Origin of the sequence: Companilactobacillus musae (assembly GCF_003967595.1) — a bacterium.
GTDB classification, from domain to species: domain Bacteria; phylum Bacillota; class Bacilli; order Lactobacillales; family Lactobacillaceae; genus Companilactobacillus; species Companilactobacillus musae.
The window spans coordinates 177,745-197,714 of record NZ_BIFW01000004.1 but is presented as its reverse complement, the minus strand read 5'-3'; the positions used below and the strand labels follow the sequence as shown (position 1 = coordinate 197,714).

Below are 19,970 nucleotides of genomic sequence, written 5' to 3'. Positions count from 1 at the left end.
ACTACGTGTTGATATATCAACGTGGATACGTTTACATGGATTATTTAGATTAAAATGCTTGAACATAATTCACACAGTGATAAGATAAAACGTGAATTAGTTAACAAACGATTTTAAATCTTGGAGGTAATCAAATGTTGAAAGGTTCCAAAGATACAAAGGTTGCTGCAAAACCCGATAAAAAAGAAGATGTAAAACCTGTTATTGATGCTATGGTCGCTAAAGCTCATAAGGCTTTAGACATCATGGATAGTTTTACTCAAGAACAAGTTGATCACATTGTTCATCAAATGGCGATTGCCGGTTTAAATGCTAGTTTTGAATTAGCTAAGTTAGCTTATGCAGAAACTGGTCGTGGCTTAGTCGAAGATAAAGTTATTAAAAATATGTATGCCACAGAAGAGATTTGGCATTCAATTAAACGTGATAAAACCGTTGGTATCATTGAGAACGACAAGGAACATCGCTTAATCAAAGTTGCTGAACCACTAGGTGTTTTGGCCGGTGTTACACCAGTTACAAATCCTACTTCAACAACAATGTTTAAATCATTGATTGCCTTGAAGACACGTAATCCGATTATTTTTGGATTCCATCCCCAAGCACAAAAATGTTCTGTTGCTGCTGCCAAAGTTATGTTGAAGGCTGCAGTTGATGCTGGAGCTCCTGAGGGAGTTATTCAATGGGTCGAAAAACCAAGTATTGATGCTACTTCATATTTGATGAATAACGAAGGCGTTGCTAGTGTTCTAGCTACTGGTGGTCCAGGTATGGTTAAGGCCGCTTATTCAACTGGAAAGCCTGCTTTAGGTGTTGGTCCTGGTAATGGTCCTGCTTATATTGAAAAGACAGCAAATGTTAAACGTGCTGTTAATGATATTATGATTTCTAAGACATTTGATAATGGTATGGTTTGTGCCGCTGAAAATAGTGCCATTATTGATGCTGATATTTACGATGAAGTTAAAGATCTATTTGAAAAGAACAAAGTCTTCTTTATTAAGAAGAGTGACTATAAGAAGTTATCAGAAGCAATGTTTAGACCAGAAGGTGGAGTTAAGGGTCCAATTGCTGGACAATCAGCTCTCAATATTGCTAAATTGGCTGGTATCAAAGTGCCAGCTGATACTAAAGTACTTGGCGTCGAATTAAGCAAGGTTGGTCCAGACGAGCCACTTTCAGCTGAAAAACTTTCACCAGTTTTGTCAGTTTATAAAGTTAGCGGTCATAAAGAAGGCTTCGAAAAGGCTGACGAATTATTGCATTTTGGTGGTCTAGGACATACTGTTGGTATTCATACTATGGATGAAGATTTGGCCACTGAATTTGGTATCAAGATGAAAGCTAGTCGTGTACTAGTTAATACTCCTGCTGCTATTGGTGGTATTGGTAATCTTTACAATGAAATGATTCCATCACTTACTCTTGGTACTGGTTCATGGGGGAAGAATTCTATTTCTCATAATGTATCTTCATTTGATTTGCTTAATATTAAGACAATCGCTAAACGGAGAAATAACATGCAATGGATTAAACAACCAAGAGTTTACTATGAAAAGACTTCAGTTCGTTATCTTGAAGATCTTCAAGGTATGAAGAGAGCTTTCATCGTCTGTGATCCAGTAATGGTTCAATTAGGTTATGTTGATACAATTACTGATGAACTTAAACGTAGTAAGGTGCATGTTGAATATTCTATGTTCTCCGATGTTGATAATATTGTTACAACTGATATTGTTCAACGTGGAGTTACTCAAATGAACTTGTTTAAGCCCGACACTATTATTGCTTTAGGTGGCGGAACAACAATGGAAACTGCCAAAGATATGTGGCTCTTCTATGAACATCCAGATGTTGACTTATTTGGTGCTAAACAAGGATTTATTGATATTAGAAAACGTACTTACAAGTTCCCTAAGCCTGAAAAAGCACAATTTGTGGCTATTCCAACAACCTTTGGAACTGGTGCTGAAGTAACTCCATTCAGTTCAATTATTGATACTAAGACTGGTACAAAGTACCCAATCGCTGATTATGCTTTAACTCCAGATGTTGCTATTATTGATTCACAATTTGTAGAAACAATGCCAGAAGATATTATGGCTGAATCTGGAATGGATGTTTTGAATAATGCTATTGAATCATATGTAGCAAATATGGCTTCTGATTATACAAGACCATACGCATTACAAGCTGCCAAGTTAGTCTTTGATAACCTCGAAAAAGCAGTCAAGGGTGATAAAAATGCTCAAGCCGAAATGCACAATGCTTCAACATTAGCTGGTATTTCATTCGGTAATGCCTTTGCTGGTGTTGGTCATTCAATCACTGATGTTTTGACTAATGCATATGGAATCAGACATGGTTTAGCATCAATTATTGCTTTGCCACAAGTTATTAACTATAACTTCGAGCAGCCTACAAAGATGACTATGTGGCCTAAGTATGAAAGTTTCAGAGCTGATTCAGATTATGCTGCTATTGCCAGTTATGTTGGTTTAACAGGCAAAGATGAAAGAGCTTTGAAGGATGCTTTAGTTAAGAGAATCATTGATCTTGCTCATGCCGTTGGTATCAAGTTGAGCCTTAAGGATAACTACATTGAAAAAGATGATTTTGATAAACGTCTAGATTCATTGTCAGAACAAGCCTTTGGTGATCAATTCTCATTCACTAACCCTAAGGAACCATTAATCTCAGAATTAAAACAAATTCTTGAAAATGTTTACGTCGGAAAAGGAATCGAAAAGTAAAAAGTTTTTTGAGGGATGCCATTATCCACAACAAAGAAAATTGGGTTGGAACGTAGTGGGCATGACTTGGAGCCTCTTGGCGCTGCCAACAGTCTTCAAGCTCGGTCTTCTACTAACCTCACTATGTGAGGTTAGTAGAATTTCACTACTGAGCCCATTTTCTTTGTTGCTCCGGATTAATATATTTACTAATTTGGAGTGTAATTAAGATTTTTAGTTGTATAAAATAAAGTATAAAAAAACGTCTATCTAATGATCAGTTCCAGAGTAAAATCTGAAGTTTGATCTTTAAGATAGACGCTTTTTTGATTTAAGATATTTTCTTTTTATTGGCAGTTATCAAACGATAGTTATATGAATTAATTACTAATTCAACTTGTTTATTTAGTAAGTAATAATTTTTACCTGTTTTGGTTATTTTAGTTGTAGAATCGTTGATGATATTTTGAACTATTGATTTGATCTCGGCTATTGAGAAATCTGTCTTTAATTTCTTATTAACTCGTTCAAATACTAGAGGTGTGTAACAAACTTTTTGTGAAAAAACCATACGGTCAGGAATCATTATTATTTCCACCGATCTATTAATTTAGAAGTTTCTTTGGTGTTGTTGGTGAATACACTGTCTAGTTTTAGTGTAATTAGTGCATCATAATTATCGTTATAAGTATTGAGAATCCAACCATTAGTTTTAAAGCCGTTTTTATGAGCTAATTTGACTAGTTTAGGAGTCCACTGATCTAATTTTAATGAAATAAATTTAATATAACGTGGAGCATTTTCAATTTGTTCACTATATTGTCGTTCGGTCACAGAGTCCAGTAGCCATAGGGTAGGTATATTTTTCAAAGATTTATGGAAATCTTCGATACCGGGTAAACTTGAGTCTTGAAAAATAACGTTTTTAGTCATTTTATAATTTTTTAGTTCTTTAACCAGAGCTTTTTCAGTATCAGTATTATCGCCGGCATTCTTTTTTGTTTCTATTATATAGTGAACCTTTTTTCCATATCTTTTGAAGACATCTTTAAGTTGATGGATCTTTTCGCCGTTATGCAATTTTACTTTGTTGATTTTGCTGGAAGTTGAGTTTGAAATAGTCACATTATGACCGGTGGATTTTTTTAGATTATCATCATGAGACACGTAAAGCTTATTATCTTTGCTAAGCCAAACGTCTTGTTCGATATATTGACTGCCATCTTTGATAGCTTGATTATAGCCACTGTAAGAGTGGTCCGGATTGTTGTAAGGACTGCCACGGTGTGAAAAGATGATGGGTGTATCTGGTGAAGCGTGGTTAACGCTTTGTGTAATTGAAGTTAAATTTTTAGCTTTTGGTGCTGCGGCAGCTTGAACAGTTGTAGAAAATAATGGTAGCCCCAAAAGGGTTAAAGCTAATAACAAGGTTGCTTTTTTCATAATATCCCCCCGATTAAATATATTTCTATGATAGTGGATTAATAAAAAAAGTGCTACCACAAAATAAATTAGGTTCTTTCCTATATTCGTTTATAGTGTAGAACTGTCTTCCACAATAAGAATTTTACTACTGAATCAATTTTCTTATTGTTCTGAATTGATTTATTACTTTATTAATTATTTCAAAATTAGATAATAAAAAAACAGTATCTATTAACAGATACCGTTCTTATTTTGTTAAAAATTATGGAAAGGACGAATCTTGGGGAGACTGTTTTTTCCATTTTGTAATTGCTTAGTTTTTTCACGTTCAATCTTAAGGCGCTTTTTTAATTGGGCGTTTTTCCAAAATCCATGAATTGAAACTGCCATAGGGATGGTCATTAGAGCAATTGATGCAGGAATCAACCAAGGATTTTGACGAATGATTTCTAATTTAGCTTCATTATATTCCTTGATTTCTTGATTAATATCTTCAGGTGTCAACATAGTATCGCATCCTTTCAACTTTGACTAAAGCATAACTCATAACGAAAGCGTTGTCATTAATTGGTGCTGATAAAATAATGACTGAAATTAGTTTGTTTTGGTAAGATGATTGTATTAGATGGAATTGAAGAAGGATTGAAATGAAGAGATTTCAAAGTTTTAAATTATTCCAATTGCGAGAAATTGCAATTGGTTTAACTTTTATTGGTGGCTTTATAGATGCTTACACTTTTGTACAACGTGGTCATGTTTTGGCAGCTGGACAAACAGGAAACATTGTTTTTTTGAGTGTCGATATTGCTAGACACAACTTGCCAGGAATTGTAACAAAAATTGCAACGATGTTTTTCTTCTGTTTAGGAATCATTGCAGTAGAAATTTTGAAACATAAAAATAATCGTAGTCATTATTGGCGTTTAACTAGTTTGGTAGCAGAATTTATTATCTGTATTATAGTAGGTTTTTTACCAAAAACTGTTTCCAATTTATACGTCGTGCCATTGTTGGCGTTTGTAATGGCAATGCAAAATGTTTCCTTTGATCAGATTGAAGGTTTAGGATACAACAATGTTTTCTCAACCGGTAATTTGAAAAAAGCCATAATAGCGTTTGTTGAATATTTTTATCATCGACGTAGTAATAACATAACTGTGTCCAAAACCTATTTTGAATTAGTTTTAGGATTTTCTGGTGGAGCAGTGGTTTCGGCCTTATTGCAAAAATGGTTCTTCTTAAGAACGATTTGGTTTGTACCGGCATTGTTATTGATCGTAGGTAGCTATTATACGATTCTCTTGTATCGAAGGGATACTTAGCTACCAGAAGTGAACTTGATTCCGATAATACTAACTAATAAAAGAACAACAAAGACCCAAGTTAGAGGGGACATTTTATCGCCGAAAAGAAATACGCCGACAATAATAGAGCCAACTGCTCCCACGCCAGTCCAAATTGGATAGGCTAGACTCATAGGCATCTTTTTGACAGCTAAAGCTAATAACCCCATGCTCAAAGCTAATCCTACAATAGTTAAGATGGTGTAGTTTAACTTAGTAAATCCATGGCTTAATTTCATGGTAGTTGCCCAAACGACTTCAAAAAGTCCGGCAGTAATTAAATAGATCCAATTCATAATATTTTCCTCCAAAAAAATAAGTACCCCTAGCAATTCCTTCTTTGGCCTAATGGAATTGGTAAGAGTACTTTTTTAAATGACACCCGGCGGTGTTGATTAATTTAAAATTATTCTAGCAAATTAAAAGGTGATTGGCAAATATGATTAGAAGAATGCAAAAAAAAGAACTTGATCGAATAGGACAGATTTGGTTGCAGGGAAATCTTGATGCACATGATTTTGTTGATAAAAATTATTGGCTTGATCACTTAAATGAAGTCAAAGAACAGTTCCAACAAGCGGATATATTTGTTTATGTTGAAGGTAATATCAAAGGCTTTGTAGGTTTAAAAGATGATTATATTGCAGGAATTTTTGTTGATAAAAAATATCGAAATCAAGGAATTGGTAGACAATTGTTGAATTACTTAAAGCAAAATTATGATCAATTGATACTCGATGTTTATTTAAAAAATCTGGCTGCTCGTAGTTTTTATCGGCAAAATGATTTTAAGCTAAATTTTACAGATATTGACCGAGGGAATAATGAGAAAGAAGAACAATTGATTTGGATAAAGTAATATTCAAGTTAAATAATTTTCTAATTTAAAGTTATTAATTCTAATAAAGGGATATAATAATATCAATCTTATTATTTAATGGGTTATTAAATATACGGATGAATCGTTACTTTTATAGAAGGTAGGTTGTTTTATGACAGATGTCGAGACTTATATTAAAGGTCTAAAAGAGAAGATTATTAGTAGAGATCCTGATCAATCAGAATTTCAGGAAGCAGTTTTTACTGTTATAGATAGTTTGAAACCTGTTTTAAAGAAACATCCAGAATATATTAAAGCAAATATCTTGGGCCTGATGGTTGAGCCTGAACGTGTGATTCAATTCCGAGTTCCTTGGCAAGATGACAAAGGAAACTTCCAAATTAATCGAGGTTTTAGAGTGCAATTTAATTCCGCTATTGGACCTTATAAGGGTGGCTTACGTTTCCATCCTAGTGTTAATTTGAGTATTGTTAAATTTTTAGGTTTTGAACAAATTTTAAAAAATAGTTTAACAGGGTTGCCCATTGGTGGTGGCAAGGGTGGTTCTGATTTTGATCCTAAAGGTAAATCTGATTTAGAGATTATGCGTTTTTGTCAAAGTTTTATGACGGAACTCCAAAAACATATTGGTCCAGATCTTGATGTTCCCGCCGGTGATATCGGTGTTGGTGGACGCGAGATCGGCTACTTGTATGGTCAATACAAGCGTTTGAATGGATCACAAAATGGTATTTTAACAGGTAAAGGATTGCAATATGGCGGTTCATTAGCTAGAATTGAAGCTACTGGTTTTGGTTTGATTTACTACTTGGATGCCTTAGTAAAAGATCAAAATGATACTTTGAAGAATAAAGTAGTTAAGATCTCTGGTGCTGGAAATGTAGCAATTTACGCTTTGCAAAAAGCCCAAGAAAAGGGTGCTAAAGTAGTAACTGTTTCTGATTCAAATGGTTATATATATGATTCGAATGGAATTGATTTAGCAACAGTTAAACAAATTAAAGAAGTTGAACGTGCTCGAATTAAAGAATATGCTGATAAAATCAAAACGGCTCAGTACTTTGAAGGTTCAGTTTGGGATTTGAGTATTGATTATGATATTGCTTTACCATGTGCTACTCAAAATGAAATTGATGGTAAGAAAGCTCAACTAATTGCTAAAGATGGCGTTAAGTATATTGCTGAAGGTGCTAACATGCCAAGTAATACTGAAGCTATTAAGGTTTATAAAGATAATCAAATTATTTATGGACCTGCCAAAGCAGCCAATGCTGGTGGTGTAGCTGTATCGGCTTTGGAGATGAGTCAAAATAGTGAACGACTATCTTGGAGTTTTGAAGATGTTGACGGACAGTTGCAAGACATCATGCAAGATATTTATGATAAAACTGCTGCTGCTGATAAAGAATATGATCTAGGCAAGGATTTCCAAGCCGGAGCCAATATTGCCGGATTTGAAAAAGTCGCTAAAGCAATGCTTGCTCAAGGTTTGGTTTAAAAAATAGAAAATGATCAATTGCTTTTGCAGTTGGTCATTTTTTTTGAGGAAAAGTAGTAGTATTCTGTTATTGGTAAGGGGGGAAACAGATGAAAATTTGGCGAATAATTAATTTTATTTGGTTAATTATATTTGTTATAGGTGTGATTTTTATTTTGCTAAGAAAAGTTGATGGCACTGGGGTAACTCAAACCCCACAGATCAGAATGGTTAGTCTAGGTATTTTAGGAATTTTTCTAGTTTTAATCATTTTGTGTCAGTGGTTGAGTTATACGATAATCAAAAGAAGACAAAAATAATTTTTTAATAAAAAAGGACAATATCTGTTAAAAGATTCAAGTATTTTATATACTCGAATGCTCTTTTATAGATACTGTCCTTTTTACTATTCAGCTGGAACGATTGGATGCCTTCTGACAACAAAAGTTAATAGATATGAAGCTGCCAAGATAAACGTTACGACTAAGTATGGATAGTGTGTATTCCAATCCATCAAAGCACCAGACATCAAGGGTCCAATAACATTTCCGACACTAGTTAATGACATATTCATACCATTGATCAATCCTTGGTTAGAACGACTTGATTTAGTTAGAAGAGTGGTAATGGCAGGTCTTAATAGATCAAATGATGAGAAGATAACTAACGTAGCAACGATAACTTCGATGTGTGAATGGGCTTGAGTTATCCAAAAGACACAGATAGCACTCAATAAGAATGCAATACTGATTAGACGCATTTCACCGATTTTATTGATGATCCAGTTAAAAGCTGCGACTTGTAAAATTAAGGAAATAATTCCGTTTAAAGTTAATACTAGGGCAATAGTCCCTAAACCAAAATCAAATACCTGATTAACGTAAATACTATAAATACTTTCGAATCCTTGTAGACCAAATGATGAAACTAAGATCATTCCAAAAAGCATAACCATTGGCAAAGTAAGAATTGCTCTGATTGAGCCTTTTTGTTGAGCTTTCTTTTCAGCCTCAGCTTCCTCGGCTTCAAGGACCTCTTTGTCTTCTTTTAAGAAGAAGTAAGTAAAGATAGCACTAGTGATGCTTAAGACACCAGCAACCCAGAAGGGTGTCTTATAAGTGATACCAGCTAGGATACCGCCAAGACCAGGCCCTAAGATTAATCCACCACTAAAGGCAGCAGAAAGCCAACCAATAACTTTAGCACGGTCTTTTAAAGTAGTTAAATCAGATCCCAATGCCATAGAAGTAGGAATAACCATTGCTGCCGATAATCCACCGATGATACGAGAAAGATTGAAAATCGGTAAGGTTGTTGCAATCGCAAAAATGAATTCAGAAATCATATATGTGAATAATCCGAAAACAATGACTGGTTTACGACCGATTTTGTCAGACATTTTACCAACAATTGGTGATGCAACGAATTGTGCAAAGGCAAACAGTGAAGTCATTACTCCCATTTGTGATGTACTGAAATGAAATTCATTTTTAATGAAAGGTGTGACCGGAATAACTAGGCCGATACCTAAACAAATTAAAAAGTTACTGAATACAAGAATGTAGATTGATTTTTTGTTCTTTCCCATAATTCCCCTCCCCATAAGTTATTTGAGTTCAAAAAAACTACCATCTGTTGATAGTAGTTGATTATAAGAAAGCCGATATTCTAAGAAGAACTTAGATATCGGCCAGTTATGAACTTGAAATCTCACATTACTGATAATGGTACTATGCTTCTATATTAATGTCTAATACTTTAATCTAACTTTTCTGTTAAATATATATAACAAAATCTACTTTTGGCATATAAATATTTTATAATTGGTCGCTATTGATGGACAATCAGTATAGAAGTGGCTATTATATAAACATGACTTAATAAGGAGGTCATATTTTTGGATTTTCGAAGCGGGTTGAACAGTGATAAACCCCAGATAATAAATTTACTAGTAGAATCATTTAGAGAATACATAACAACAAGGAATATGTTTCCACAGGAGTTTAGATCAAGCGCTAAGTTTGATAAATTAATGCGTAAATATTTTGCCTTAGAAGTTAATGTATTTATGAAAAAAGGTTTGGTTTATGTTGGAGCTGACGGAAAGGGAACGCCTAGAGCAGTGGCTCTAATTGAATTCAATCAAGGCAGACAAATCAATAATTGGGATTATCTGTCGATGGACGGTTTGAAATTAATACCGGAAATTATTAAGAGCGGATTCAATGGTTTCAATGCATTCGATATCTTTAAGTTTGAAGATCTATTCGATAAAGTCAAAGGTAAAAGAAAATGTGTTGTTGAATATTTGGCCGTGGATAAAAGTTTACGTGGTCAAGGTATCGGTAGTAAGATGCTCAACAATCACATTAGTCCGTACGTTAAAAAAATTGGTTATCGAAATATTATTTTGGAAACTAATACTAAGAAAAATGTTAAGTTTTATAAGAAGAACAATTTCTCCGTTCGTTCAGTTAAACATGTTAATTTGAGCCATGGGGATGTTAATGATTGGGTTTTATCTAAAGCGATTTAAGGCAAAAAAAGAGCCGTTCACATTTGTGAGCGACTCTTTTTTTATAAAAACAACTGATTCCTACGAGATAAGAATAACAAATTGTTTTATTAGTGTAGTCATTATTAAGGAAACTTAATCTTTTTTACGATTTTCTAAACTGATTCACTTAAAGTCCAAGTCAATGTTCCATGGTAAGTACCAATCGTCGTTTCGGGTGCAAGCTTGATCTTCCAATCGCCGACACCAACGTAATTTGATAGATTCAAGGTTTGCTGATTACCTTTAAAGGATTCTGTTTGAATCGGCGTTCCTCCTGGAAGTAAAGGCGTCCATGTACCCTTATCAGTGGCAGAATTAGTTCTTTGTTTAATAAAGAGTAGGCCAGAACCGTCAGTTGAGAGGGAATCGTTATTGTTATTTTTCATTTTAGTGCCTTCATTATCGTTGTCATAGGCTACGTTAACGTTGAAATCGTTGGTGTCTGGATGAGTTACGACTAATTCTCCAACAGTACTTTTATTCGTTAAAGTAGCAGATTCGCCATACATATTGACGGCACCAAAGTCGATAGAACTAGGTGTACTGGTAATAGAATCAACATTTTGAATGTTTATGTCAGCACCATCAGATATCATGTCACCAGGAGTTTCATTAGCGCTAGTTGTTCCGCCACTGACAGTAGCAGTATTAGTTACTTTTCCCGCAGTTGAAGCAGTAACTTTAGCATCGAAAATGACTGTGACGCTCGTACCTTGAGTGACATTACCAATACCCAAACCACCATCGTTGAAATCATCTTTATAAGTATAGTTATCTGGACCAGTAACTTCGGCATATTTAGAAGAAGAAGTGAATTCAAGACCGGCAGGTAAGTCATCAGTCATCTTGGCACCACTGACTAGAGTATCTTTGCTGCTTGAAGCAACTGTATAAAGCAATTTGAATCTAACGGTATCGCCCTTTTTGGCATTGACGCTAGTTTTATAATCAGTATCTCCGTTAGTGACATTCAGAACTTTTTTTGAAAATGAATAATTAAAGCTAGGTTGTTGAATTGGTATATCAACGGAGGCGTCAAAATCTTTACTCGAAGTTTCGCCATTACCGGTATCAGTACCAGTGAATGTAGCCTTATTAGTAATAGCACCATCACTGTTTAAATTATTAAGAGCACTTTTAACAATACTAGCTTCAAAGGTAATTGTAGTATATTTTTGATCCGTTAAAGTGGTATTGGGATAAACAGTCAAGGTGTGTTGATCAGAATCGTAGTCACCTGGCACAAGACTGCTGGCGGTACCGCCGTTACTTGATTGCTTGATGGAGTTGGGATCAATTTGAAGCCCAGTAGGGATTTCATCGGTTAGTTTTTGATAGCTCCAGCTGGCGCTATAACCATTATTGATCATTTTTAAAGTGAATTTTAATTTGTCACCGATATGATTAGTGCCGTCAGATCTGGATTCATTTTTGTAGGTTTTGGTTGCAGTTGGAACTGAAACAGGACTGGCAGCAACACCAAAAGTGGAACTGTAATGGGCAGTTTGGTAAGGTCCTAAGGTTGTAGGACTCCATTTTAAAGTGTAGGCTGAATCACCAAATCCAGATAATTGAGTACCCGTAGGATTATTCTGTGTTTCGGCACCAGTTCCAGAAACAATTTTATTGGAAAAGGCATCTACCCAATTAACGGCTGAGCCTGATTTAGATTGTCCAGTATAGGAATTAAAGCCATCGGAGACTTCGTTAGTAACATATAGCCGATAGTTGTGACCATTGTATCCATCACTATCGACATAGACACCACGTTTACTACCAAGATCATAAACAGGAACACTATCTGGAAGGCTGTACCCATTTTTCATACTTGTATCTTCACCGAATAAAACTGTAAACTTTTGCGAGTTATTATTCGGATTGTATAAATATAATTCCCTTTGAACAATGGCGTTATTAGTAGGAGAAGGTCTTAATAGGATTTCAGCTTGAAGATTATATGTTCCATTATTGTCTGAATTTTCATTTCTAGTAAAATCACCAATGATTTTATAAGCATAACGATCATTACCATTGGCATCTTTTCCTAGATTGGCGGCATAAAATTTCTTATTAGTAAGTCCAGTATTACCATTATTGTTAAAGTTGCTACCTAAAAGTGCAAAATTACTGGAATAAATTTTTGATGACGTATTGTCTGAAGGAACAATCATAAAGTCAGGTGAAGTGAAGGAAACACCTTGAGTAGCTACAGTAGAAGAATTAGATTGACCTTGAAAAAGAGCATTTCTATATGTTCCATTATCATCAATAAATTCATTTATCTTAGAAAAGTATGATGAATTAGAACCAGTAGTAACGGTTGGCTTTAAAAAGTCACTGTCAGAACTGGTATGTCCTTGAAAAACCTTTCCACTAGTATCTTGAGTTAAACCAAAGGAATAGCCCAGACTAAGACCCTTAATACCCATAGATAATGTATTAAATTGTGCAGAAGGATTGGTGTAGGACCCCCAATTACTAATACCATCATCAAAATTATTTGCATTAGCAGCATTTGCTATTTTGGTTGAGGTTAAGAGAAAAATAAATAATATTGTGAAAATAAGTGATAGGGCTCTGATAAGTTTTTTCATTCTCATTGTTCCCCCTTTTAACTAATATGTAATAAATTATTTTCCATGATCTTTTACGTTTATTTTATCTTAAAAAACAATTAAATGATTAAAAATATATAGTTTTTTTAGGTTTTTTGAGAATAATGAGAGTATTTATAAAATTATATCTTCATTAAAAACTAGAGAAAATGGGGGATTTTTTTCAGATTTCCTCCTAATTGTGCTGAAAGGGTTTACAATGTAAAAAGCAATTGAGAAAAAAGGAGTGAATTCTATGTTTTTTATTGATACATCAAAAAATGGAAAGCCTGTTTACGATGCTATTGTTAATCAATCTTTAGATAATTATTTAGTTAATGACTTGCGTTTACCAGGACACGGTTTAATTTTATATATTAATAATCCTTCAGTGATCGTTGGTGTACATCAAAATGCCTATGCTGAGGTCAATTTCCCATATCTCAAGGAACATAAACTACAGTTAGTTAGAAGAACTTCTGGTGGTGGCGCTGTTTATCATGATTATGGTAATTTGATTTTTGAAAATATTGTTATCGGTGATGATGGGCATTTCGGTGATTATGCTTATTTTGCTCAACCAATCATTGATGCTCTCCACGATATGGGGGCGACTGGTGTAGAAATGCATGGTCGTAATGATATTGTTGTCGATGGGAAGAAGTTCTCTGGCATGACAATGTTTAAAGTTGGTGATTCATACGCTGCCGGTGGAACATTGATGTTTGATTTAGATATGGATACTGCTAGCAAAGTTTTGACACCTGAACAAGATAAATTGGAGTCGAAAGGTGTTAAATCAGTTAACAAACGAATCACTAATATCAAACCAAATCTTGATGAACCTTTTAGAAGTATGAATGCTAATCAATTTAAAGAAGAACTACTCAAACGAATCTATCATGTTGATAAAATTTCTGATATCGAAACTTACACTTTGAATGATCACGACTGGAATGTGATCGAATCACGTTTGAAGGATAAATATGATACTGAAGAGTGGAATTATGGTAAGAATCCCGGTTTTACGCATTATGTTTCTAAGCATTATGATATTGGAACAGTGGCCTTTAACTTTTCGTTGCAAGACAATCGTATTTCAGATATCCGAATCTATGGGGATTTCATCACTGGCGGAGATATTAGCTTGATTGAAAAAGCCTTGGTGAAAACTGAGTTTAATAAAGAATCATTAATCCAGGCATTGTCCAAAGTAGATTTAGCGGCTAATTTAGGAAAAATTAAACCAGAGATTTTAGCAAGTTTATTATTATCGTAGAACCAAAACATCGTTTAATAAGTAATATAAAAATTCCCCATGTGACGACCACCAAAAGAATGGTTGTTACATGAGGAATTTTCTATACAGAAGAAATTGTATTCTATTTCATATTTGCTTAATTGTTGGTAATAGAGTCATCGATACTCCAAGTTAATGTACCTTTATACGATCCGTTCTTAGTATTTGAACCCAATTTAATTTGCCAATCACCTACACCAACATATCCGGATAGATCAGTATTAGAACTTCCACCAGTGAATTCATCAGTTTGGATTGGTGTACCAGTTGAAAGAATAGGTACGAATTTACCAATATCACTAATTGATGATGTTCTTTGTTTAATGTAAAGCAAACCATTGCCACTGGAATCTAAATTGCCATTAGAGATAGAATCACCGTTGCTATTGACCATTTTTCCAGAGGCCAAATTGTTATAGGAAACCTTGACTAAATATTTGTTAGTATTTGGATGAGCGACCCTTAAACCACCATTAGAAGCAACATTATTAATTGTTCTTTCTTTTCCATCCATATTAACAGATCCAAAATCGATATTTGGTACTGAAAGAAAACTTTCAGAGTCTTGAACATTAATTGTTGCAATTGATGAAGTCATGTCACCAAGAGAGATTCCTAAACTATTTTTAGCGTTATTAACAGTAGCGTGATTATCAATAGTTCCAGCAGTACTTTTGTCAATAATAGCGCTGAATGTTAATGTACCCGTTTGTCCGGGGGCCATTGTTCCTAGTGCAAGATCATTTAGGGAATTGCCATTAGTGATAGTTTGGGTGCCGGAGCCATTCGTATAATTGACTGAATTTGCCTTTAAGTGAAGTCCGTCTGGTAAAGAATCAGTTATTGTTGCACCATTTGCTAAACTACTCGTGTAATTACTGCCACTTAAAACGTTATAGTTAATTTTATAATCTACTTGATCACCAGCACTGCCTTTGACATTAGATGAATAATCAGTGTCGGTAGACTTTTTTATTTGTTTGGTGAAAGTGTAGCCAAATTTGGAGTTCTCTACGGGGATATTTACAGAATCTTGATATTTTTGATTAGTACTGTATGCATTTGGATCATATCCGTAAAATAGACCCGTATTTGTAAGCATCTTGCCACTAGCATCATTTGTAATCGTAGCCTCAAATGTGAGTGTATATTTTTGATTATCTTTTAATTGGTATCCAGGGGAAAAGTTAACTTCATTGTTCTCTGAATTGTAGGCATCTGAAGATGAAACGGTTGAAGTCGTGGAAGAATTATTACCGTTAGTAACAGTAGTTATAATTTTTTTAAATGAATTAGGATCAATTTGTAATCCAGCAGGGATAGAATCCTTTATGTTATTAAAATTGAAAGTACTATTAATACCATCATTTTGCATTTTTAGAGAAAATTTTAATTTATCTCCAACCCTGTTAGTACCATCAGAACGTGTTTCATTAGTATATGTTTTCTGAGCAATTGGGAAAGCGTATGGGGAGATGGTAGCACCAATAGTTGAGCTATAATGAGCTACCTCACCAGCTGCTAAGGTTGTACTAGGCCATTTCAAAAGATAACCAGTATCACCACTAGCGGATGGATTTGAAGATGTAGCAATTAAATTATCGTTAGCCGTGCTATCTTTTTGACCACCGCCATTATTGAATTTCCACAACCAATTAGGATTATTGGACATATTGCCATTAACTCCATTAGTAAGATTTAATCCCGTAAAATCAGAAAAGCCATCAATGGAATCATTAGTAATGAATAGTTTTCTAGAAGCATCATTAGGATCTGCAGAATTACTAATGTAAAGACCACTGCCATCACCAATGGATCTGACGGGGACATAATCGTTGTAACCCATATTAGTACCAAGTGCCGTATCTTCACCAAAATAGATTTGAAATTTCTGGTTATTGGCAGATGGATTATATACATATAATTCTCTTTGAACAATAGCTGAGTTTGTTGGAGATGGTCTTAATAGTAATTCGACATCAAGATCGTAAGCTTCTTTTCCTGTTTGAGAAGCAGACTTTCTAGTAAATTGTCCAAGAATTCGATAAGCCTTTTTACCATCATAATTTCCAACCCAGAAGGTTTTATTCTCCAGACCAACATTACTACTACCGTTCGAACTTGTAGGATAACCTAAAATTGAAAAGTCTTTTTGGCTCATGGAACCATTGTATCCAACAGGCGTGAGTAGAAAATCAGGAGATGACCAACCTGATTGTTTATTTACATCATTTTGACTAGTAGATTTTCCCTGGAAGGTTGTACTAATGTAATTAGAATTATTGTCGAGAAAGACATTCATTCTACTTCCTGAAAAGAAGTTAGACTGTGAGGAACCTCCAGCGAGGTCTAGGGGCATGTTTAGGAAAGTAGAATCAATACCACCAGTGACAACTTTTCCAGATGTATTTTGTGCGCCCCCAAAACCGTATCCTAAGCCTAATGAACTTGAAATAGGAATTGAAGTATTTTGGGCAGTAGCACTATTAACAGCGCCGTATTTAGTCCAGTTAGAACCGCCATCATTGAATTCGTTAGGATTTGTGACAACGGCTTCTGCACGACTTGTAGGTAAAAAAAGTAATGATATAAAAATTAATAGAAGATTTAGAATAATAAGTTTCAAATATTTCATAAATATTTCTCCCAAATAAAACAACTCATAAATATTATAAAATTACTAAATAATAGTTACTTCCAACTTTCATAAACAGCTTTATAAAATATTGGTATGATACATAATTTGGAAGAAAATATATACTAATTATTGATTTTTTTGTCATTTATAAAGATATTAATGGATAATTTCAGAAAATAGAACTTTCATTTAACTGGTAAGTAATTTATTCTTACAGAGCTATGTTAGACTTTAATTATTGTGTAAATTTGTGAGTATCGGAAGGTAAAAATATGGCAACAGATTTTACAGGTAGTTTATCTGATCAGCAGATAACGCTTAATTTAAAAGATAATGGAATAATTAATTATTATTCAGCAAAACCAGAGGAAATAAATTCAGAATCAATTTTCTTTTCTTTGAAAAATAATGAGATGGTTGAACTTAGTTTTGGAAGTTTAAATAATGTCGGTGATGCGACCAACTTTATTGAAATAGTCGTTCCTGAAAATATTATTGCACCTGATTTTTTCTTCTTTCTAACTGAAGAGTTGAAACAAGATGGGTACCAGATGAATGTTAATTATCAGATGACTATTTCTGATCAATCAATTGCAGTTTATCGAAAATATTGGGAAAATATCTTGCCATTGTTAAGAGCTTTTGGATTACAAATTGTTCAATTAAAGAAACCTATTGCCAAACCACGTCATAAGTATCAAAAATCATTAGCTAATGTTCCTTTTAAGATTGATTACAATGGAAGCAAAGCAACGGTTTATTGGGTAAAGCGTAATGAATTGGTTATAAAAAAGGGTGCCATATTATTAGCTAATGCTCCTCTAACTAAAGCGGGACTTATCGGATTTGCAGGTAAATTCGGATTGCGCCTTCGTCAGGAAAATGAAAATCAAATCAAAGAAAATATTTTAACTTCTGATGTTACATTAAGAAGCGTCAATGAAGTCGGGACATTTCTTTATTTTGCAGGGACTAATAGTTGGAAACAATTCATTTCTCCTGACGGCAAAACTTTAGATGAGTTGACTATTGTAAGATAAATATCGGTTGACAACTTATGTGATCGTTGGCTATTAAGCTGACGGTTATTTTTTTAGGAGGTAAGGATATGAAAAAGGTAAATGCACAGGTTTTGATATTGGGAGCTTTTTTGGAATCAATTGGAGCTAGCTTTATTTGGCCTATCAATACGATCTTTATCCACAATTATTTACACAAATCGCTAGCAATTGCTGGAATTGTACTTTTTTTAAATTCTATCCTAACCTTCTTAGGAAATTATGTCGGCGGAAAGTTATTTGACCGTATTGGCGGTCATAAAACAACGATATTTAGTACTTTAATTGCCTTAATGGCTTTGATTGGTTTGATATTTAATCATGGTTGGCCAGCATATCCAATTTTATTGCCAATATTAGGATTTGGTGTTGGAAGTGCTTTTACAGTTATCAATTCCTTTGGAGCACAGATTGATGAGGTTGATCGGTATAAACTTTTTAATTCCATTTATGTGGGAACTAATTTAGGCAACGCGATAGGTACGGCTTTAGGTGGTTATATTGCTGATGTTCAGATGACATTAGTTTTTGTTGCTAACTTTATTTTTTTAGCTATCTTCTTTATCCTAGCTTTGTTTTGGTATAACGATCGAGATATTAAAAAGGACAAGGCAACTGCTACTGGAAAAAGACCTAAAACTAAGTTGCGTCCTGGGGTTAGTATGATTGCTTTATTTTTAGGGATGACATGGGTGTCTTATTCGCAATGGGATAGTAATATTTCGACACATTTAACAACCTTGGGGATTCCTGTTAGTAAATATGGACTACTTTGGACAATTAATGCGATTGTTATAGTTATCTTCCTTCCATTAATTAATCATCTGGCAGAAAACAAGGCTTGGTTCAAGAAAATTCAAATTCCCTTAGGAGTATTTTTATTTGTCACGGCATTTATTTCTATAATCGGAGCAACTAAGTATTTATCATTTGCGATAGGGATTGTCTTGTTGACTTTAGGTGAGATGTTAGTCTATCCAGGTATACCTGCTTTGGTTAGTGAGTCAACTCCAAAGTCAGAAGCGGGACGTTATCAAAGTATTGTCAGTATGGCGGCAACTTTTGCAAGAGCTGTTGGACCGTTTTTTGGTGGATTGATTGTGGAAAACAGTTCTTATAATATTCTGTATTTTCTAGCAATTTTAGTTTTAGTGAGCTCTTTAGTAGTCTTTAGACGTGGAAATGAGAAATTAGAAACAATTTAAAAAGAATCCGATATATCGGATTCTTTTTTTTGAAAATTATGAAATTGGCTTAATATCACAAAGTTGCAAGTCGTCATCTTTCCAAGTTAAAGTCCAGATTTCTGTGAAACGTTCAATGTTAGTGTCTTCTTGAATTTGTTGATTGTATTCAGCAGATTTATTGTCATACTGAAAATAATCACGGGCTTGTGCAGTTACAATGACTTGAATTTTTTCATCAATATTAGTAATTGCTTGTTGGAGATCAACAATAACTAGACTATCTAAGTGATCGGTTTTATGATTACGGATATAGCTATTGATAATTCTCTTTTGTTTAAAGTAGTAATGCGGAGACATTAATGAATTTAAAGTTTCCAAATCATTTTTGGTCCAAGCATCTTCTACCTTATAAAAAAAGGGTTCAAAAGCAGTTTTTAATTTCGGATGCAGTTCGTCATATGTTTTTGGAACTGTGAAATTATTTTGACGTCGACGTTTAATAGTTTTGAAGAAAGAAAAACCAACAAAACCCATGAAGATGAAATCTATTAGAGACAGGCGGTTGTATCCATAACTATTGTAATTGCGGTAACCACGATAATTGTTGTCATTATCATTAGTGGAGGAACTGCTACTAGTAGTGGAACCACTGCCCATACTGCCACCAGCACGTGCCGAAACAGGTGTAGTGGAGATGGTGAATAGAAAAGATAGGGTAAAAATTGTTAGTAAGACTATTTTTTTCAAAACTTATTCCCTTCGATGTTATAGTTTAAAGTTAGTGTTTATATTGTATCTATAAAAGATGATAAGAGATA

Annotated in this window: 17 protein-coding genes; 9 read left to right on the top strand and 8 right to left on the bottom strand. The window is 34.2% G+C overall.

Features of this window, described 5'->3' with window-relative positions:
• Positions 1-134: 134 nt before the first annotated feature.
• A complete protein-coding gene (adhE, locus tag LAB100_RS07395) occupies positions 135-2,753 on the top strand; it encodes a bifunctional acetaldehyde-CoA/alcohol dehydrogenase (RefSeq protein WP_119326554.1) in 2,619 nt (872 codons plus the stop codon).
• 310 nt (positions 2,754-3,063) lie between these two features.
• On the opposite strand, the gene LAB100_RS07390 is transcribed toward adhE, so the two are convergent.
• The 3 genes from LAB100_RS07390 to LAB100_RS07380 all read right to left on the bottom strand — a co-directional run bounded on the left by LAB100_RS07390 (position 3,064) and on the right by LAB100_RS07380 (position 4,664).
• Complete coding sequence (locus tag LAB100_RS07390; RefSeq protein ID WP_246001298.1) at positions 3,064-3,318, bottom strand: DUF3781 domain-containing protein; 255 nt, start codon at positions 3,316-3,318, stop codon at positions 3,064-3,066.
• Positions 3,319-3,320: 2 nt separating this feature from the next.
• Positions 3,321-4,175 (bottom strand): glycerophosphodiester phosphodiesterase, encoded by an 855-nt coding sequence (locus LAB100_RS07385; RefSeq protein ID WP_246001295.1) that lies wholly within the window; start codon positions 4,173-4,175, stop codon positions 3,321-3,323.
• Between the two features lie 237 nt (positions 4,176-4,412).
• Complete coding sequence (locus tag LAB100_RS07380; RefSeq protein WP_119326553.1) at positions 4,413-4,664, bottom strand: hypothetical protein; 252 nt, start codon at positions 4,662-4,664, stop codon at positions 4,413-4,415.
• A 140-nt stretch (positions 4,665-4,804) separates the two neighbouring features.
• On the opposite strand from LAB100_RS07380, the gene LAB100_RS07375 reads away from it, so the two are divergent.
• Positions 4,805-5,479: a YoaK family protein gene (locus LAB100_RS07375; RefSeq protein WP_119326552.1), complete on the top strand. Its 675-nt coding sequence runs from the start codon at positions 4,805-4,807 to the stop codon at positions 5,477-5,479.
• Here LAB100_RS07375 and LAB100_RS07370 read toward each other — a convergent pair.
• The gene (locus LAB100_RS07370) at positions 5,476-5,796 is read right to left on the bottom strand and encodes a DMT family transporter (protein ID WP_119326551.1); all 321 of its coding nucleotides are present in this window, start codon (positions 5,794-5,796) and stop codon (positions 5,476-5,478) included. The genes LAB100_RS07375 and LAB100_RS07370 overlap by 4 nt on opposite strands.
• A gap of 143 nt (positions 5,797-5,939) precedes the next feature.
• Here LAB100_RS07370 and LAB100_RS07365 point away from each other — a divergent pair, with 143 nt between their 5' ends.
• The 3 genes from LAB100_RS07365 to LAB100_RS07355 all read left to right on the top strand — a co-directional run bounded on the left by LAB100_RS07365 (position 5,940) and on the right by LAB100_RS07355 (position 8,138).
• The gene (locus LAB100_RS07365; RefSeq protein ID WP_119326550.1) at positions 5,940-6,359 is read left to right on the top strand and encodes a GNAT family N-acetyltransferase; all 420 of its coding nucleotides are present in this window, start codon (positions 5,940-5,942) and stop codon (positions 6,357-6,359) included.
• Between the two features lie 133 nt (positions 6,360-6,492).
• Complete coding sequence (gene gdhA, locus LAB100_RS07360; protein ID WP_119326549.1) at positions 6,493-7,839, top strand: NADP-specific glutamate dehydrogenase; 1,347 nt, start codon at positions 6,493-6,495, stop codon at positions 7,837-7,839.
• A gap of 89 nt (positions 7,840-7,928) precedes the next feature.
• Positions 7,929-8,138 carry a DUF3923 family protein gene (locus LAB100_RS07355; RefSeq protein ID WP_119326548.1) on the top strand — a complete coding sequence of 70 codons (210 nt, stop codon included), beginning with the start codon at positions 7,929-7,931 and terminating at the stop codon, positions 8,136-8,138.
• Between the two features lie 86 nt (positions 8,139-8,224).
• Here LAB100_RS07355 and LAB100_RS07350 read toward each other — a convergent pair whose 3' ends face one another.
• Positions 8,225-9,406: an MFS transporter gene (locus LAB100_RS07350; RefSeq protein ID WP_119326547.1), complete on the bottom strand. Its 1,182-nt coding sequence runs from the start codon at positions 9,404-9,406 to the stop codon at positions 8,225-8,227.
• Between the two features lie 309 nt (positions 9,407-9,715).
• On the opposite strand from LAB100_RS07350, the gene LAB100_RS07345 reads away from it, so the two are divergent.
• Positions 9,716-10,354, top strand: coding sequence for a GNAT family N-acetyltransferase (locus LAB100_RS07345; protein ID WP_119326546.1), 639 nt, complete (start codon positions 9,716-9,718; stop codon positions 10,352-10,354).
• 134 nt (positions 10,355-10,488) lie between these two features.
• Here the strand turns inward: LAB100_RS07345 and LAB100_RS07340 are convergent, their stop codons facing one another.
• A complete protein-coding gene (locus LAB100_RS07340; RefSeq protein ID WP_119326545.1) occupies positions 10,489-12,969 on the bottom strand; it encodes an isopeptide-forming domain-containing fimbrial protein in 2,481 nt (826 codons plus the stop codon).
• A 256-nt stretch (positions 12,970-13,225) separates the two neighbouring features.
• Here LAB100_RS07340 and lplA point away from each other — a divergent pair, with 256 nt between their 5' ends.
• Positions 13,226-14,248 carry a lipoate--protein ligase gene (gene lplA / locus LAB100_RS07335; RefSeq protein ID WP_119326544.1) on the top strand — a complete coding sequence of 341 codons (1,023 nt, stop codon included), beginning with the start codon at positions 13,226-13,228 and terminating at the stop codon, positions 14,246-14,248.
• 118 nt (positions 14,249-14,366) lie between these two features.
• Here lplA and LAB100_RS07330 read toward each other — a convergent pair whose 3' ends face one another.
• Positions 14,367-16,904, bottom strand: coding sequence for an Ig-like domain-containing protein (locus LAB100_RS07330; protein ID WP_119326543.1), 2,538 nt, complete (start codon positions 16,902-16,904; stop codon positions 14,367-14,369).
• 275 nt (positions 16,905-17,179) lie between these two features.
• On the opposite strand from LAB100_RS07330, the gene LAB100_RS07325 reads away from it, so the two are divergent.
• Together LAB100_RS07325 and LAB100_RS07320 are read left to right on the top strand one after the other, a co-directional pair.
• Positions 17,180-17,947 (top strand): hypothetical protein, encoded by a 768-nt coding sequence (locus LAB100_RS07325; RefSeq protein ID WP_119326542.1) that lies wholly within the window; start codon positions 17,180-17,182, stop codon positions 17,945-17,947.
• A 68-nt stretch (positions 17,948-18,015) separates the two neighbouring features.
• On the top strand, positions 18,016-19,170 hold the full coding sequence (locus LAB100_RS07320; protein WP_119326541.1) for an MDR family MFS transporter: 1,155 nt from the start codon (positions 18,016-18,018) through the stop codon (positions 19,168-19,170).
• 36 nt (positions 19,171-19,206) lie between these two features.
• Here the strand turns inward: LAB100_RS07320 and LAB100_RS07315 are convergent, their stop codons facing one another.
• Positions 19,207-19,899, bottom strand: coding sequence for a TIM44-like domain-containing protein (locus LAB100_RS07315; RefSeq protein ID WP_126322031.1), 693 nt, complete (start codon positions 19,897-19,899; stop codon positions 19,207-19,209).
• Positions 19,900-19,970 lie beyond the last annotated feature (71 nt).